The sequence below is a fragment of the Roseobacter sp. YIN89 genome (assembly GCF_057219365.1).
Window position 1 is genome coordinate 1011038 of the sequence record NZ_JBXVVD010000001.1, and the last position, 13865, is coordinate 1024902.

A 13865-nucleotide genomic window follows, 5' to 3' on the forward strand; every position below is an offset into this window, starting at 1 on the left:
GCCGCGTCATCACTCAGTTTTCAGACAGGGCGACTTTCATATCGGTGACCTGATAGATCGTATCGCCGTCCGCCTCGACGCGTCCGTTGGCGACGCCCATGGTCAGGCGGCGGGTCTGGATCGCTTTTGTGAAATCAACGAAATACGTCAGCTTTTTACGATCGGGGCGAACCATGCCGGTCAGTTTGACTTCACCCACACCCAAGGCATAGCCGCGGCCTTGCCAGCCGCGCCAGCCAAGGTTGAAACCGGTAAGCTGCCACAATCCATCCAGCCCCAGACACCCCGGCATGATCGGATTGCCGGGGAAGTGGCATTCAAAGAACCAAAGGTCAGGCGTGATATCGAATTCAGCGACCACATGCCCTTTGCCGTGTTCGCCGCCGTCCCCGGAAATATCGGTGATCCGGTCCATCATCAGCATGGGTGGCGCAGGCAGTTGCGCGTTACCCGGGCCGAAAAGCTCGCCACGGGCACATTTCAACAGGCCCTCTTTGTCAAAACTGGTGGGGTATTGGGCCATTCTGCCACGTCTCCTGCTGAGCTGAATTCAAAGTCCAACCCGTCTAACACCGCCGCGCGTCCTCCCGCAAGGGTGTGCGCAGGCTGAGACAAGACGGCGCGGTCACAGGCCCGGCTGCAATTTCCATTGAAAACCGGTGGTATTGCCCCCTATATTGGTAGAAAGCAAGCGCTTGAGGAATTGATGACCACAGTGCCACAGGAAATCGGGAGCAGCTGGCTTGCGAAAGCCGGACTACGCCCAACACGTCAGCGCCTGACGCTGGCAACGTTGCTGGTGGGTGACGGTCAGCACCGCCATGTCACCGCTGAAAGCCTATTTGAATCGGCCAAGGCCGAGGGCGAGGCCGTGTCCTTGGCGACGGTGTACAACACGTTGCGGGCGTTTTGTGATGTCGGGTTGGTCCAAGAAGTGACCGTCGACGGCTCCAAGAGTTATTTCGATACCAACACCCACGATCATCCTCATTTCTACTGGGAAGATGACGCCAAGCTGACCGATGCGCCATCAGAACAACTGGTCATCGCTCAGCTGCCTGACGCGCCTGACGGGGCCGAGATCGCGTCGGTGGACGTGGTGATCCGGCTGCGCCGCAAAACCTGACGCCGGTTTTGACATGAGCGGAGTGCACGGGCTGCTTACAGCACAGGATGTGGCGGATTACGCGCGCGACGGTGCTGTCGTGGTGCGCGGGCTCTTTGCTGGTCAGGTGGATATGCTGCGCGCAGGCGTGGAGCGCAACATGCAAGAGCCCGGCGCCTATGCAGCCGAGAACCTGCACGCACACGAGACAGGCCGCTTTTTCGATGACTACTGCAACTGGCAGCGCATCGCGGAGTTTCGCGAAGCGATCGCCTCGGCACCGGTGGCGGAGGTCGCAGCAGGTCTGATGCAAAGCGACACTGTGCAGCTGTTTCACGATCACGTTTTGGTCAAAGAACCGGGCACGGCCAAACCGACGCCGTGGCATCAAGATGGACCCTACTATTTTGTAGCGGGCCGCCAGACGGTCAGCTTTTGGGTCCCGCTGGACCCAGTGGAAACTGCCAGCTTGCGGTGTGTGGCTGGCTCCCACCTGTGGCCCAGACCCGTGCTACCGACACGCTGGCTTTCCGAAGAGAACTTCTACGCAGACAGCGACGACTACATCCCTGTGCCTGATCCGGACGCCGAAGGGATGAAGGTGTTGGAATGGGCATTGCAGCCGGGCGATGCCGTGGCGTTTCACTTCAACGTGCTGCACGGCGCACGCGGTAATGAAACTGCTGCCCGTCGTCGTGCGTTTTCCCTGCGTCTTTTGGGCGATGACGCGCGCTTTGTGACCCGCCCTGGGCGTACCTCGCCGCCGTTTCCGGATCACGGTATGACGGATGGCCAGCGGCTGCGCGAAGACTGGTTTCCGATGTTGATGGCCGATGGCGCGCGCCAACCGATCCTTTAGTTCAGAACCATTGCCCCGGCTCCATCAGACCCAGATCGAGTAACTGGCGCGAGTGCCATTCGAAAGGGGCCGAGTTGTGCCATTTGAAGGTGTCGATCTCGTGGCGGCTGCCGGGATTGGATTTCAGCGCCTTGGCGGTGCGGAACGAACAGATTGCGGCGGTGATGTTGTGGTGCCACGGGCAGGCATAGGTATTCATTTCCGGCTCTGACAACGTGTGATCTGGGCGTAGCAGGACACCGGGTTTCGCACGGAACAGCCCGATGCGGTCGATCTTGCGCCGCGGAGCGGGGATGTGTTCTTCAAAACGCCAGCGCAACCCGCCAAAGAAATCCAGTTGCCGTTCCATCGGGTGGTCATGGTTCGCCGCATCTGTGCGGGCCAGCGCATAATAGCCAGAGCGATCAAGATGGGCGTGATCAAGCGACACCGCGTCGGGAAATGCGCCCAGATCATCGGCATAGAGGTCAATGACATAGGTCAGCATCGCGTCGCGCCGCTCTTCTGTATGAAAGGCAAGCATCTCGCCCACTGACCGCGTTTCGCAGAACGGGAAAAACAGATACTCCGCATTGAAGCAGTAAAAGATCCACTGACCGCGCGCCGCGGCCGCAATGGTATTGACCCCATCCTCCATCGCGCCCGGCTGGGTCGGGTCGTAATCGATGCGGTGGGTCGTCTCGCGCAGGTCTGCCGGCAGTTCGAAGGCCGCGGGCATTAAGGCCACAACACTGCGAAATCCGATCTGCAGGTGGTGGCGCAGGGTGGTGGCCACCTCGACATCGTCTTCGACCATCACAATTGCGATTGGCCCACGCGCCAGCACCGGGCGCGCCGTTTCGATAAAGTCTGTCAGGCTATCGTACCGCAATCTGCTCTCCCTGCGTGCGATACCGGCGAGAATCGGGTATTTCCGGGTGCATTGCAAGCCCGTCCTGAGGCTGATAGGGACCGCCGCAACCCATTGACCGGATGATATCATGACCGAGCCTAAGAAACTCTTTATCAAGACCTATGGCTGCCAGATGAACGTTTATGACAGTGAACGCATGGCCGAGGCGCTTGGCGGAGAGGGATATGTCCAGACGCAATCTGCCGAAGACGCTGACATGATCCTGCTGAACACCTGCCACATCCGTGAAAAGGCAGCGGAAAAGGTCTATTCCGAACTGGGACGTCTGAAGCCTCTCAAGGCCGAACGACCCGATCTCAAGATCGGTGTCGCCGGATGTGTGGCGCAGGCCGAGGGCGAAGAAATCATGCGCCGCCAGCCAGCCGTTGATCTGGTGGTCGGCCCGCAGTCTTATCACCGCTTGCCGCAGATGGAGGCACGGCTGCGCGAGGGGAAAAAGGCGCTCGATACCGATTTTCCGGTCGAAGACAAATTCGAAGAGATGAAGGCGCGCCCCAAGGCACGCCGCGCCCCGGCGGCTTTTCTGACCGTACAAGAGGGATGCGACAAGTTTTGTGCCTTTTGCGTGGTGCCCTATACCCGCGGTGCCGAAGTCAGCCGCCCTGTATCTCGTGTCGTGGACGAGGCGCGCAACCTTGTTGACCGCGGCGTGCGCGAGTTGACCCTGTTGGGTCAGAACGTAAACGCCTATCACGGTGCCGGTCCGGACGGGACCGATCACTCGCTGGCACAGCTGATCTGGGCGCTGAACGATATCGACGGGCTTGAGCGGATCCGCTTTACCACGTCGCACCCCAATGACATGACAGACGACCTGATCGAGGCGCATCGCGATTGCCCCAAACTGATGCCCTACCTGCACCTGCCTGTGCAGTCCGGTTCCGACAAGATCCTCAAGCGGATGAACCGCAGCCACACTGCGGAAAGCTACCTGCAGGTGATCGAACGTATCCGTGCCGGTCGTCCCGACATCTTGCTGTCGGGTGACTTCATTGTCGGCTTTCCCGAAGAGACGGAGGAAGATTTTCAGGCCACGCTCGACCTGATCGAAGAGGTGCGCTACGGCTACGCCTATTCGTTCAAATATTCCACGCGCCCCGGCACACCGGCTGCCGAACGCCCGCAGGTCGACGCGGCCGAAGCGGATGACAGGTTACAGCGCATTCAAGCACTGATCACGCGCCAGCAACAGGAAATCCAGAACGAGATGGTTGGGCGCGATCTGAACGTGCTGATCGAGAAACCCGGCAAGTTCGATGGCCAGATGGTGGGCAAGTCAGAGTACCTGCACGCGGTGCACATCGATGGCTCGGACGCGCAGGTCGGGGATATCGTACCGGTCAGAATCATTGAGGCCAAGCGCAACTCGCTGGCCGGTGCGCCGCGAAAATAAGGCAAAAGCGCCACAAAACCGCCAAAATCCCGCCGCCTTTGGCCAGTTGGTGCCAATAGGGCGACAATTGCCGCGCAAATTTGCGGCACCACGCCGGGAACAGGTACATTCTTTGCTTCAACGAGTTTGCCCGCGGCGCGCATGGCGTTTCGGGTCTGTAAGAGTAGAGGATGTCACCCATGACACTTCAAACGGTAACCGTGATGCGCCACGCGACGGCGATGACGCTTGCTGTTGCACTGGCCCTGCCTGCCTCGGCGCAGACGGCCTCGCAAAGCGGCCTCGACAAGGGGCAGTATATCCCAAACATCTGGGTCGATCCTGATGGATGCGAACATTGGGTCATGGACGATGGCATCGAAGGCTATATGACACCGCACGTGACGCGAGACGGTCTGCCTGTGTGTCGCGAAGGCAGCATCTGCGCGGTGGTGCGCACCGACCAGTTCTTTGACACCGACAGTTCGGCAATAAGTTCGGATGGCGCGGCGCGGTTGCGCGACTTTTTCCTCCAGTCGCAGTTCAAGTCCTTCTCGATCGCGGGTCATACGGACAGCGTGGCATCGGACGCGTACAATCTGAAACTGTCACGCGACCGGGCAAATGCCGTCGCAGCGATTGCGCGGACCACCGGCGTCCGTATCGCGTCTGTCGCGGGATACGGAGAGCGCAAGCCTTCGGTTTCCAACGACACCGCGCGGGGCCGGGCCAAGAACCGGCGCGTCGAAATCATGTGCATTCGCTGAACGGAGGGATACCTGATGATGTCCGCAACCCGCATTCTGCCCCTGATCGTCGCCGGATTTGCCCTGAGCGCCTGTGCCGAGCTTGGCCCCGACAAAGGCGCCGACGACAGCATCGATACCAAGGAATTGACCGAACTGCGTGCCGGCATTTGGGTTGATCCCAACGGCTGTGACCATTGGATCATCGACGACGGCGTCGAAGGGTATCTGTCAGCCAGACTGGATCGCAATACCGGCAAGCCCGTGTGCTCGGGCATTGCCCCGCCCACTCAGACCGTAGGTGATTTCAAAGGCGGCGCCACGGCCATCATCGGTGATCCGTTCTGATGCGTGACCCACAATTGCCGGATTAACAGCTACTTTCCTAAAAGTAGAGCAAATGGCGGGATGAACGCTTGCGTTGCCGGTCGCAAATTGGCACCGTTTAAGCGACTCACACGCGCAAGGAGCTGCCGTTGCCGCCCAGTGATACCACCACAACCGACACGCTGACCGCCGCACCGGGTGGGACGGTCGAATTTCCCGACAATCGTTTGCTGATCGACCTGTGCGGTCCGTATGACTCCAACCTGACCCTGATCGAGAAAGCCTTGGAAGTGCAGATCGTGCGCCGTGGCAATCAACTTGCTGTGGCTGGTCCGCCGGATGCGCAGACCGATGCGATGCGGGTGCTGCACGCACTTTATGCGCGTCTGGAAAGCGGCCGCGCGGTTGAGGCCGCCGACGTGGACAGGGAGTTGCGTATGGGCCCCTTCGAGGAACCCGCAAGCGTCGAGGATGGCGACCAGCTTGAGATGCCCATCGGCAACCGGATCGAAATCCAGACCCGCAAAAAGCGGGTCGAGCCGCGAACCGAAGCGCAAAAGGCGTATGTGCAATCGCTCTTTTCGAACGAGCTTGCCTTTGGCATCGGACCTGCGGGCACCGGCAAGACCTACCTTGCGGTGGCCGTGGGGGTGTCGATGTTTCTCAGCGGTCAGGTGGACAAGATCATCCTCAGCCGCCCTGCCGTCGAAGCAGGCGAGCGACTGGGTTTTCTGCCCGGCGACATGAAGGACAAGGTCGACCCCTATATGCAGCCCCTGTATGACGCCTTGGGTGATTTCCTTCCCGGCAAGCAACTGGCGCGACTGATCGAGGAAAAGCAGATCGAGATTGCGCCGCTTGCGTTCATGCGCGGGCGCACGCTCAGCAATGCTTTTGTGGTTCTGGACGAGGCGCAGAACGCGACGTCGATGCAGATGAAAATGTTCCTGACGCGGCTTGGTGAAGGCTCGCGCATGGTGATCACCGGAGACCGTACCCAGATCGACCTGCCGCGCGGCGTAAGCTCGGGCCTTGCGGATGCGGAAAGGTTGCTGAAAACGATCCCCAAGATCAGCTTTAACTATTTCACCTCGAAAGACGTGGTGCGCCACCCGCTCGTCGCGGCCATCATCGAGGCATACGAGGCCGAAGCGCCACAGGGATGACCATCGACATCGTCATTGAGGATGATCGCTGGCATACTGCGGGACTGGTGGCGCTGGCAGAAGCGGCAGAGGCGGCAGTGCTGGCCCGGTTCTCTCTGACCGAGGCCGATCCGGTGACCGAATTGCTGGGCTGTGACGATGCGCGGATCGCGGCGCTGAACACCACGTTTCGAGACAAGCCAACAGCGACGAATGTGCTGAGCTGGCCGGCAGAAGACCTCAGCGCGGCAGACCCCGGTGATCACCCGCGCCCACCGCAGGAAAGATTCGGTGAAATGTCACTGGGGGACATCGCTATTGCCTTTGACACCTGCGATCGCGAGGCGCAGACGCAGGGCAAACCTCTGGACGCGCACGTCAGCCATTTGGTCGTGCACGGTCTGTTACATCTTTTAGGCTACGACCACATCCGTGACCCGGATGCCACGCTTATGGAAGGGTTGGAGCGTGAAATACTTGGCAAACTGGGCTATGATGACCCATATACTTAGCAACGTGCGGATTCTGCCGCATCTATTCAGCACAGGACCCAATGGGCGACACCGACGGATCATCTGACGCAGCGCAGCGCGCGCGTGACGATAACGACACTCAGCAAGATAGCGAACCCCTCCGACAAGGCGGATTTTTCAGCCGCGTCATCGAAGCGCTGAGCCCCGGCGAGGACGAGGACGACGAACGACCGTCGCCGCCGCGCGCGGAACGCCAGCAAACCCACGGTATGATGAACCTGCGTCGCATGCGGGTCGAGGATGTGTCAGTCCCGAAGGCGGACATTACGGCGATTCCGCTAAGTTCGACGCTGGACGAGGTCGTAGCAGTTTTCAAAGAGACAGGGCTGACACGGCTGCCGGTCTATGACGGCACGCTTGATACACCCATCGGCTTTTTGCACCTGAAGGACATGGCGCTCATGCACGGGTTCAATGGTGGCGAAAAGGAGTTTGATCTGCGGGCCATGCTGCGCCCGCTGCTCTTTGTTCCGCCGTCCATGACAATCGGTGTTCTGCTGACGAAAATGCAGGCAGAGCGGCGGCATATGGCGCTGGTGATCGATGAATACGGCGGGGTCGACGGTCTGGCCACCATCGAGGACCTGATCGAACAGGTCATCGGCGAAATCGAAGACGAGCACGATATCGACGAAGGTCTACACTTTACGCAGGAAAAACCCGGCAGCTATCTCGCTCTTGCCAAGACACCGCTGGACGAGTTCGAAGCCGAGATTGGCCAGTCGCTGACCGATCATGAAGAAGTGGACGAGGAAGAGATCGACACGCTGGGCGGTCTCGTCTTCATGCTTTCCGGGCGCGTACCTGCGCGTGGCGAAGTCGTGATGCACCCCGATGGCATCGAGTTCGAAGTCATCGACGCGGATCCGCGCCGGATCAAACGGCTGCGGGTGCGAACGCGCGGCAACGCTGCGTGATCGGGACCGCGGCGCGCGCGGGACCTGTGCTGGCTTGGCTTGCCACCGCCCCTTGGCCATTGCGGATACTGGCGGGAATGTGTCTGGGCGCGGTGGGCGCCTTGGGGCAGGCCCCTTTCGATCAGCCACTGGCAACAGTGATATGTCTTGCTGCGGCGTTTGCGCTTTGGCGTACACAGCCGTCGGCCCGGACAGCGGCGCTGATGGGCTGGGCCATCGGGCTGGGGTACTTTGCGCTGGCACTGGCATGGATCGTCGAACCCTTTCAGGTTGACGCTGACCGCCACGGCTGGATGGCGCCCTTTGCGCTCGTGCTGCTTGCAGGCGGACTGGGGCTTTTCTGGGGGCTTGCTTTCTGGGGCGCACGCCGGCTGAGCCGGGCGGGCTTGGCGCTGGTAATTACATGGGCAGCGGCGGAACTGCTGCGTGCCTATATCTTTACCGGCTTTCCGTGGGCTTCCTTTGCACAGACAATGATCGAAGGCCCGGCATCGCGTTTGCTCGGTTGGGTTGGGCCATACGGTGCCACGCTTGTCCTGCTGCTGTTGGGCTGGGCGCTCTCGCTGCCTGCGCGCGGTTCGGGTGCTGCGTCGTTGCGACTGGGGCAGGGGGCGTTGCTCTTTGGTGCAGCCTTGGCGCTTTACTTGCCGCTTGCACTGCCCCCCGCTACCCCAACGGGCTACACGGTCCGCCTTGTCCAGCCTAATGCCGCGCAACACCTCAAATGGCAGCGCGAAATGGCCCCCGTTTTTTTCGAGCGGCAACTCACAGCGACCGCCGCGCGCGGTCCGGTCGAGCCCGATCTCATCGTCTGGCCCGAGACAGCGATTCCGTGGCGGTTGGAAGTCGCGGGCCCCATCCTGACAGAAATTGCACAGGCCGCGCGCGGCACGCCCGTTGCTCTGGGTGCGCTGCGCAGCACACCAGAAGGGATGCGCAATGCGCTGGCTGTTCTGGATGCCGGCGGACAGGTGCAGCAGGTCTATGACAAACACCACCTTGTCCCGTTTGGCGAATACATCCCGCTTGCGCGTTTGGCCGACAGGTTTGGTCTGACAGGGCTTGCCGCCAATGGCGTGGGGTTTGCACCGGGCGCGGGGCCAGAGCTTCTTGATTTTGGCGCATTGGGCACAGCCCTGCCGCTGATCTGCTACGAGGCGGTGTTTGCGCATGGGGTCGGCGCCGCGCCGGAGCGCCCGGCGTTCCTGCTTCAGGTTACCAATGATGCGTGGTTCGGCGAATATGCCGGCCCGCAGCAACATCTTGCACAAGCGCGGATGCGCGCCATCGAGCAGGGCTTGCCGCTGGCCCGCGCCGCCAACACCGGGATTTCCGCAATGATCGATCCTTGGGGCAGGATGACAGAGGCGCTGGAACTGGGGCAGGCGGGGTTTGTCGACGCAGCGCTGCCCGAACCGCTGACGCCAACCCTTTATGCGCGCACCGGCGATCTGCCGGTACTGCTTGCCCTGATCCTCGCGGCGGCCGGGCTTGTCGTAACCGCGCGGTTCAGGGACATCCCGACAGATAGCCATTGACGCCACTGGCACCGGGACGTAAGCACGTCCGAACGCATCACAACGGCTTCCTGACGTGATGTCTATTGTTTAATGGAGCACTCAATGTCCCGCAAAAATTATACTTTCACCTCGGAATCAGTCTCCGAGGGTCACCCGGATAAGGTCTGTGACCGCATTTCCGATGCCGTTCTCGACGCCTTTCTCGCCGAAGAACCCGAAGCGCGTGTCGCCGCGGAAACATTCGCAACAACCGACCGCGTGGTCATCGGTGGTGAGGTGGGCCTTTCGGACAAGGCCAAACTGTCTGAGTACATGGGCCGGATCGAAGACATCGCCCGCGCCTGCATCAAAGACATCGGGTACGAACAGGACAAGTTCCACCACGCTACCTGCGAGATCACCAACCTGCTGCACGAACAGTCCGCACATATCGCGCAAGGTGTCGACGCGGCCGAGAACAAGGACGAAGGTGCCGGCGATCAGGGCATCATGTTCGGTTTTGCCACCGATGAGACGCCCGAGCTGATGCCGGCGCCGATCCACTATGCGCATGCGATTCTCCGGCGTCTGGCCGAGGTGCGCAAGGACGGGACAGAGCCGACCCTGCGGCCGGACGCAAAAAGCCAGCTCTCTGTGCGGTATGAAGACGGCAAGCCGGTCGGTGTCAGCTCGATTGTACTTTCGACACAGCACGCGGACGAGACGCAGACGTCGGATGACATTCGCACCATCGTCGAGCCGTACATCCGCGAAGTGCTGCCCGACGGCTGGATCAGCGACGATACCGAATGGTGGGTCAACCCGACGGGCAAATTCGTCATCGGCGGGCCGGACGGGGACGCGGGCCTGACGGGGCGCAAGATCATCGTGGATACCTACGGCGGTGCGGCACCACACGGCGGCGGCGCGTTCTCGGGCAAAGACCCGACCAAAGTGGACCGCTCGGCGGCTTATGTGGCGCGTTATCTGGCCAAGAATGTGGTTGCGGCCGGTCTGGCTGAAAAATGCACGATCCAGCTCAGCTATGCGATTGGTGTGTCCAAACCGCTGTCGATCTACTGCGACACCTTTGGCACGGGCGAGGTGCACGAAAGCGAGATCGAAACAGCCATCGGCAAGGTGATCGACCTGACGCCGCGCGGTATCCGCGAGCATCTGCAACTGAATAAGCCCATCTACCAGCGCACGGCAGCCTACGGCCACTTCGGGCGTGCGCCCGACGCGGATGGCGGGTTCAGCTGGGAAAAGACCGACCTTGGCGCGGCACTGAAAGCTGCGCTGTAGCCTTCGGTTACAAAGACAAAAAGCCGGAGCGGGGCCCTGCGAAGCAGCGCCCCGTTTTCAGTGGCGCAGCCGCCCGAAAACACTGGGTTTGGGTTTTCGGGCTGCGGTCGCCTGATGCGGGCCGAACGCCATAGGGTCCGGCGGGTAGGTCTGCTGCGCAAGATCGTCTCCGCGATACGCTTCCAGATCATCGAGGAACTCGTATAGCCGCATACAGGACCGCTCGATGCGGGCATGGCGCTCGGCTGCCTGATCTGCCGACAGGTTTGGCGCGTCGCGCAGATCGCGCAACTGGCGCATCAACCGGGACACAACCGGCTTGATCTCTGCGGCACATTCGGTTGAGAACTTTTGCAAGACCGCCTCCATTTGCTGCCTTTTGGTGTCATGCGTTTCCAATCCGATGGCCAGACGCGACTTCTGCAAAGCGTTGAACGAGGCGCGGCGAAACGAGCTGGACGACAGGTCTCCTTTGGTGATGTAGTCGCTGCAACCACGTTTCATCGCCTCAATCGCGATCTCGGCCTGTTCGTTTCCGGTGACCATGATGACGGCGGCGTTGCGGTTTTTAGGATCGAGCCGAATAGCGTCGAGACCCTGCAGCCCGTTGCCGTCCGGCAAGCTGTAGTCCAGCAAAACGAGGTCGAATTGGGCCTCGCCCATCAGGCACGCCAAATCGGCAAGATGCTCTGCTTCGCGCACGACCGTCTCAAATTCAAGCTCGGAGATCAGGCGCTGCAGGCGTACACGGTCAAACCGCTGATCCTCAACGATCAGTATTCGGGCAAAGTCGGGCAGGCTGGTTGCGCCGGGCCGCGGTGTGGCGTTGATCTTGTCGTAGCGGCTCATATCGGTATCCCCTCATCGCGGTCTCACACCCGCCAGTGGATTAGCAGCACAAGTTTAACTGATGATGAAAACCGCCGGCGCGATGTGCCGCGCATTTTCCCGCCCCGACACATTGCAGCGCGGCCGCCTGCAGGGTAGAGGACCGCCATGACGACATCGCAACGACCACACCGAAACTTTTACGGCAGGATCAAGGGCAAGGCGCTCAAATCCTCGCAAAAAGCCTATCTGGACGAAGATCTCGCAGCGCTGTCGCCCGGCGCTGTGTCTTGGGAGGACAACCCCGATCGGATCCCGCTTGATCTGGGCGGATTGTTCGAGGGGCGGTCTGTGTGGCTTGAAATCGGTTTCGGCGGCGGCGAGCACCTCGTGCATCAGGCCGCTGAAAACCCCGATGTCGGCATCATCGGCGCGGAACCTTATATCAACGGGGTGGCAATGCTGCTGGGCAAGATACGGCGCGCAGGCGTCGACAATATCGCAGTGCACCCCGGCGACGCACGCGACCTGATGGATGTACTTCCGCCTGCATCGATTGACCGGGCATTTTTGCTGTATCCCGATCCGTGGCCGAAATCGCGCCATCATCGCCGCCGCTTTGTCACGCCCGAGCATCTAAAGCCGCTGGCGCGCTGCCTCAAGCCCGGTGCGATCTTTCGCGTGGCCACCGACATCGAAGACTACGTGCGCCAGACGCTCGTCGAAGTTCCCACTTGCGGGTTTGAGTGGCTTGCCGAAGGGCCGCAAGACTGGCGCACCCCTTGGCCTGACTGGATATCGACCCGCTACGAGCAAAAGGCGCTGCGCGAAGGGCGCAAGCCGCACTACCTGACCTTTCGCAAAACCTGATCCCGCGTTTCGGGGGCTGGACGCTGGCGAGCCAAGCGGATAACTCCCGTCGCAGGAAACAAGAGCCGACACAAAGAGTACGCCCATGTCCAGCCACGGCACCCCAATCCCGATGACATCCTTTGCCTGTGGCCCGCTTACCGGCGCGGCGCAGGTGCCGGGAGACAAATCGATTTCGCACCGCTCGCTGATCCTTGGCGCGTTGAGCATCGGCAAGACCGAGATCGCCGGTCTGCTCGAAGGGCAGGACGTGCTGGACACGGCAAAAGCCATGCGCGCCTTCGGGGCGACGGTGACCGATCACGGCGGCGGCAACTGGACGGTTGAAGGCGTGGGCGTCGGCGGATTTGCCGAACCTGAAACGGTGATCGATTGCGGCAACTCCGGCACCGGTGTGCGGCTGATCATGGGCGCTATGGCGACATCTCCTATCGCGGCTACTTTCACGGGCGATGCGTCTCTGAATGGCCGCCCAATGGCGCGGGTGACCGACCCGCTGGCGCTCTTCGGGTGTCAGGCCGTGGGGCGGGCGGGTGGACGGCTGCCCATGACGCTGGTGGGCGCCAAAAACCCGATACCTGTCGAATATACTGTGCCGGTACCGTCCGCACAGGTGAAATCGGCGGTTCTGTTTGCTGGTCTGAACGCACCGGGCAAGACCGTTGTGATCGAGGCAGAAGCGACACGCGATCACACCGAACGGATGCTCGCCGGCTTTGGGGCCGAGATTGCCGTCGAAGAGACAGATGCAGGCCGTGTGATCACGCTGACCGGGCAACCTGAACTGCGCCCGCAAAAGATCGACGTCCCGCGCGATCCAAGCTCCGCTGCCTTCCCGGTCTGTGCGGCGCTGATCGTGCCAGGCTCTGATGTGCTGGTGCCCGGCATCGGCCTGAACCCGACACGTGCGGGGCTGTTTACCACGCTGCGCGAAATGGGTGCCGATCTGACCTATGAGAACGAACGCGAAGAAGGCGGTGAGCCGGTGGCCGATCTGCGCGCGCGGTTTTCGCCCGACCTCAAAGGGATCGAAGTACCCCCGGAACGCGCGGCATCCATGATCGACGAATACCCGGTGCTGTCGGTGGTGGCGTGCTTTGCCCAAGGCGAGACCGTCATGCGAGGGGTCAAGGAACTGCGCGTCAAGGAAAGTGATCGTATCGACGCGATGGCAACAGGATTGCGGGCTGCGGGCGTTGCCGTCGAGGACGGGCCCGATTGGTGGACGGTCACCGGACTGGGGCACGGAAATGTACCCGGCGGTGTGACCTGTGCCAGCCACCTCGATCACCGGATCGCCATGTCTTTTCTTGTAATGGGCATGGCCACGCAAAAGCCGATGAAGGTCGATGACGCAGGGCCGATTGCGACGTCTTTCCCGATTTTCGAGCCCCTGATGGAAGCACTTGGCGCCAAAATCAGCCGCGACAACGGCTAAGGTATTCT

15 protein-coding genes and 1 riboswitch are annotated in these 13865 nt (G+C 61.1%); of the genes, 12 read left to right on the forward strand and 3 right to left on the reverse strand.

Annotated features, from left to right (window positions below; translation table 11 throughout):
- Positions 1-13: 13 nt before the first annotated feature.
- A complete protein-coding gene (gene fabA / locus AC2D8V_RS05000; RefSeq protein WP_484732414.1) occupies positions 14-523 on the reverse strand; it encodes a bifunctional 3-hydroxydecanoyl-ACP dehydratase/trans-2-decenoyl-ACP isomerase in 510 nt (169 codons plus the stop codon).
- Positions 524-706: 183 nt separating this feature from the next.
- Here fabA and irr point away from each other — a divergent pair, with 183 nt between their 5' ends.
- Together irr and AC2D8V_RS05010 are read left to right on the forward strand one after the other, a co-directional pair.
- Positions 707-1126 carry a Fur family transcriptional regulator Irr gene (gene irr, locus AC2D8V_RS05005; RefSeq protein ID WP_484732415.1) on the forward strand — a complete coding sequence of 140 codons (420 nt, stop codon included), beginning with the start codon at positions 707-709 and terminating at the stop codon, positions 1124-1126.
- A gap of 13 nt (positions 1127-1139) precedes the next feature.
- Positions 1140-1964, forward strand: coding sequence for a phytanoyl-CoA dioxygenase family protein (locus AC2D8V_RS05010; protein WP_484732416.1), 825 nt, complete (start codon positions 1140-1142; stop codon positions 1962-1964).
- A 1-nt stretch (position 1965) separates the two neighbouring features.
- Here the strand turns inward: AC2D8V_RS05010 and AC2D8V_RS05015 are convergent, their stop codons facing one another.
- A complete protein-coding gene (locus tag AC2D8V_RS05015) occupies positions 1966-2835 on the reverse strand; it encodes a hypothetical protein (protein ID WP_484732417.1) in 870 nt (289 codons plus the stop codon).
- A gap of 109 nt (positions 2836-2944) precedes the next feature.
- Here AC2D8V_RS05015 and miaB point away from each other — a divergent pair, with 109 nt between their 5' ends.
- The 8 genes from miaB to metK all read left to right on the forward strand — a co-directional run bounded on the left by miaB (position 2945) and on the right by metK (position 10721).
- A complete protein-coding gene (miaB, locus tag AC2D8V_RS05020; RefSeq protein ID WP_484732418.1) occupies positions 2945-4270 on the forward strand; it encodes a tRNA (N6-isopentenyl adenosine(37)-C2)-methylthiotransferase MiaB in 1326 nt (441 codons plus the stop codon).
- 179 nt (positions 4271-4449) lie between these two features.
- Entirely contained in the window at positions 4450-5016 is a 567-nt protein-coding gene (locus tag AC2D8V_RS05025) for an OmpA family protein (RefSeq protein WP_484732419.1), read from the forward strand.
- A gap of 18 nt (positions 5017-5034) precedes the next feature.
- Positions 5035-5343: a hypothetical protein gene (locus tag AC2D8V_RS05030; RefSeq protein WP_484732659.1), complete on the forward strand. Its 309-nt coding sequence runs from the start codon at positions 5035-5037 to the stop codon at positions 5341-5343.
- Positions 5344-5471: 128 nt separating this feature from the next.
- Positions 5472-6488 carry a PhoH family protein gene (locus AC2D8V_RS05035; RefSeq protein WP_484732420.1) on the forward strand — a complete coding sequence of 339 codons (1017 nt, stop codon included), beginning with the start codon at positions 5472-5474 and terminating at the stop codon, positions 6486-6488.
- Positions 6485-6979: an rRNA maturation RNase YbeY gene (gene ybeY, locus AC2D8V_RS05040; RefSeq protein ID WP_484732421.1), complete on the forward strand. Its 495-nt coding sequence runs from the start codon at positions 6485-6487 to the stop codon at positions 6977-6979. The genes AC2D8V_RS05035 and ybeY overlap by 4 nt, the downstream gene beginning before the upstream one ends.
- 41 nt (positions 6980-7020) lie before the next feature.
- A complete protein-coding gene (locus AC2D8V_RS05045; protein WP_484732422.1) occupies positions 7021-7917 on the forward strand; it encodes a hemolysin family protein in 897 nt (298 codons plus the stop codon).
- Positions 7914-9455 (forward strand): apolipoprotein N-acyltransferase, encoded by a 1542-nt coding sequence (gene lnt / locus AC2D8V_RS05050; RefSeq protein ID WP_484732423.1) that lies wholly within the window; start codon positions 7914-7916, stop codon positions 9453-9455. The genes AC2D8V_RS05045 and lnt overlap by 4 nt, the downstream gene beginning before the upstream one ends.
- Positions 9456-9486: 31 nt before the next feature.
- Positions 9487-9535: riboswitch (SAM-SAH riboswitch) on the forward strand.
- 4 nt (positions 9536-9539) lie between these two features.
- Complete coding sequence (metK, locus tag AC2D8V_RS05055; protein WP_484732424.1) at positions 9540-10721, forward strand: methionine adenosyltransferase; 1182 nt, start codon at positions 9540-9542, stop codon at positions 10719-10721.
- A gap of 57 nt (positions 10722-10778) precedes the next feature.
- Here the strand turns inward: metK and AC2D8V_RS05060 are convergent, their stop codons facing one another.
- On the reverse strand, positions 10779-11570 hold the full coding sequence (locus AC2D8V_RS05060) for a response regulator (protein WP_484732425.1): 792 nt from the start codon (positions 11568-11570) through the stop codon (positions 10779-10781).
- A 147-nt stretch (positions 11571-11717) separates the two neighbouring features.
- On the opposite strand from AC2D8V_RS05060, the gene trmB reads away from it, so the two are divergent.
- Positions 11718-12419, forward strand: a complete 702-nt coding sequence (gene trmB / locus AC2D8V_RS05065; RefSeq protein WP_484732426.1) for a tRNA (guanine(46)-N(7))-methyltransferase TrmB — start codon at positions 11718-11720, stop codon at positions 12417-12419.
- 85 nt (positions 12420-12504) lie between these two features.
- Entirely contained in the window at positions 12505-13857 is a 1353-nt protein-coding gene (aroA, locus tag AC2D8V_RS05070; protein WP_484732427.1) for a 3-phosphoshikimate 1-carboxyvinyltransferase, read from the forward strand.
- Positions 13858-13865: the final 8 nt, after the last annotated feature.

Coding starts and splice junctions, on each gene's coding strand:
- fabA (WP_484732414.1), bottom strand. CDS start 523: ATGGCCCAATACCCCACCAGTTTTGACAAAGAGGGCCTGTTGAAATGT.
- irr (WP_484732415.1), top strand. CDS start 707: ATGACCACAGTGCCACAGGAAATCGGGAGCAGCTGGCTTGCGAAAGCC.
- AC2D8V_RS05010 (WP_484732416.1), top strand. CDS start 1,140: ATGAGCGGAGTGCACGGGCTGCTTACAGCACAGGATGTGGCGGATTAC.
- miaB (WP_484732418.1), top strand. CDS start 2,945: ATGACCGAGCCTAAGAAACTCTTTATCAAGACCTATGGCTGCCAGATG.
- AC2D8V_RS05025 (WP_484732419.1), top strand. CDS start 4,450: ATGACACTTCAAACGGTAACCGTGATGCGCCACGCGACGGCGATGACG.
- AC2D8V_RS05030 (WP_484732659.1), top strand. CDS start 5,035: ATGTCCGCAACCCGCATTCTGCCCCTGATCGTCGCCGGATTTGCCCTG.
- ybeY (WP_484732421.1), top strand. CDS start 6,485: ATGACCATCGACATCGTCATTGAGGATGATCGCTGGCATACTGCGGGA.
- AC2D8V_RS05045 (WP_484732422.1), top strand. CDS start 7,021: ATGGGCGACACCGACGGATCATCTGACGCAGCGCAGCGCGCGCGTGAC.
- metK (WP_484732424.1), top strand. CDS start 9,540: ATGTCCCGCAAAAATTATACTTTCACCTCGGAATCAGTCTCCGAGGGT.
- AC2D8V_RS05060 (WP_484732425.1), bottom strand. CDS start 11,570: ATGAGCCGCTACGACAAGATCAACGCCACACCGCGGCCCGGCGCAACC.
- trmB (WP_484732426.1), top strand. CDS start 11,718: ATGACGACATCGCAACGACCACACCGAAACTTTTACGGCAGGATCAAG.
- aroA (WP_484732427.1), top strand. CDS start 12,505: ATGTCCAGCCACGGCACCCCAATCCCGATGACATCCTTTGCCTGTGGC.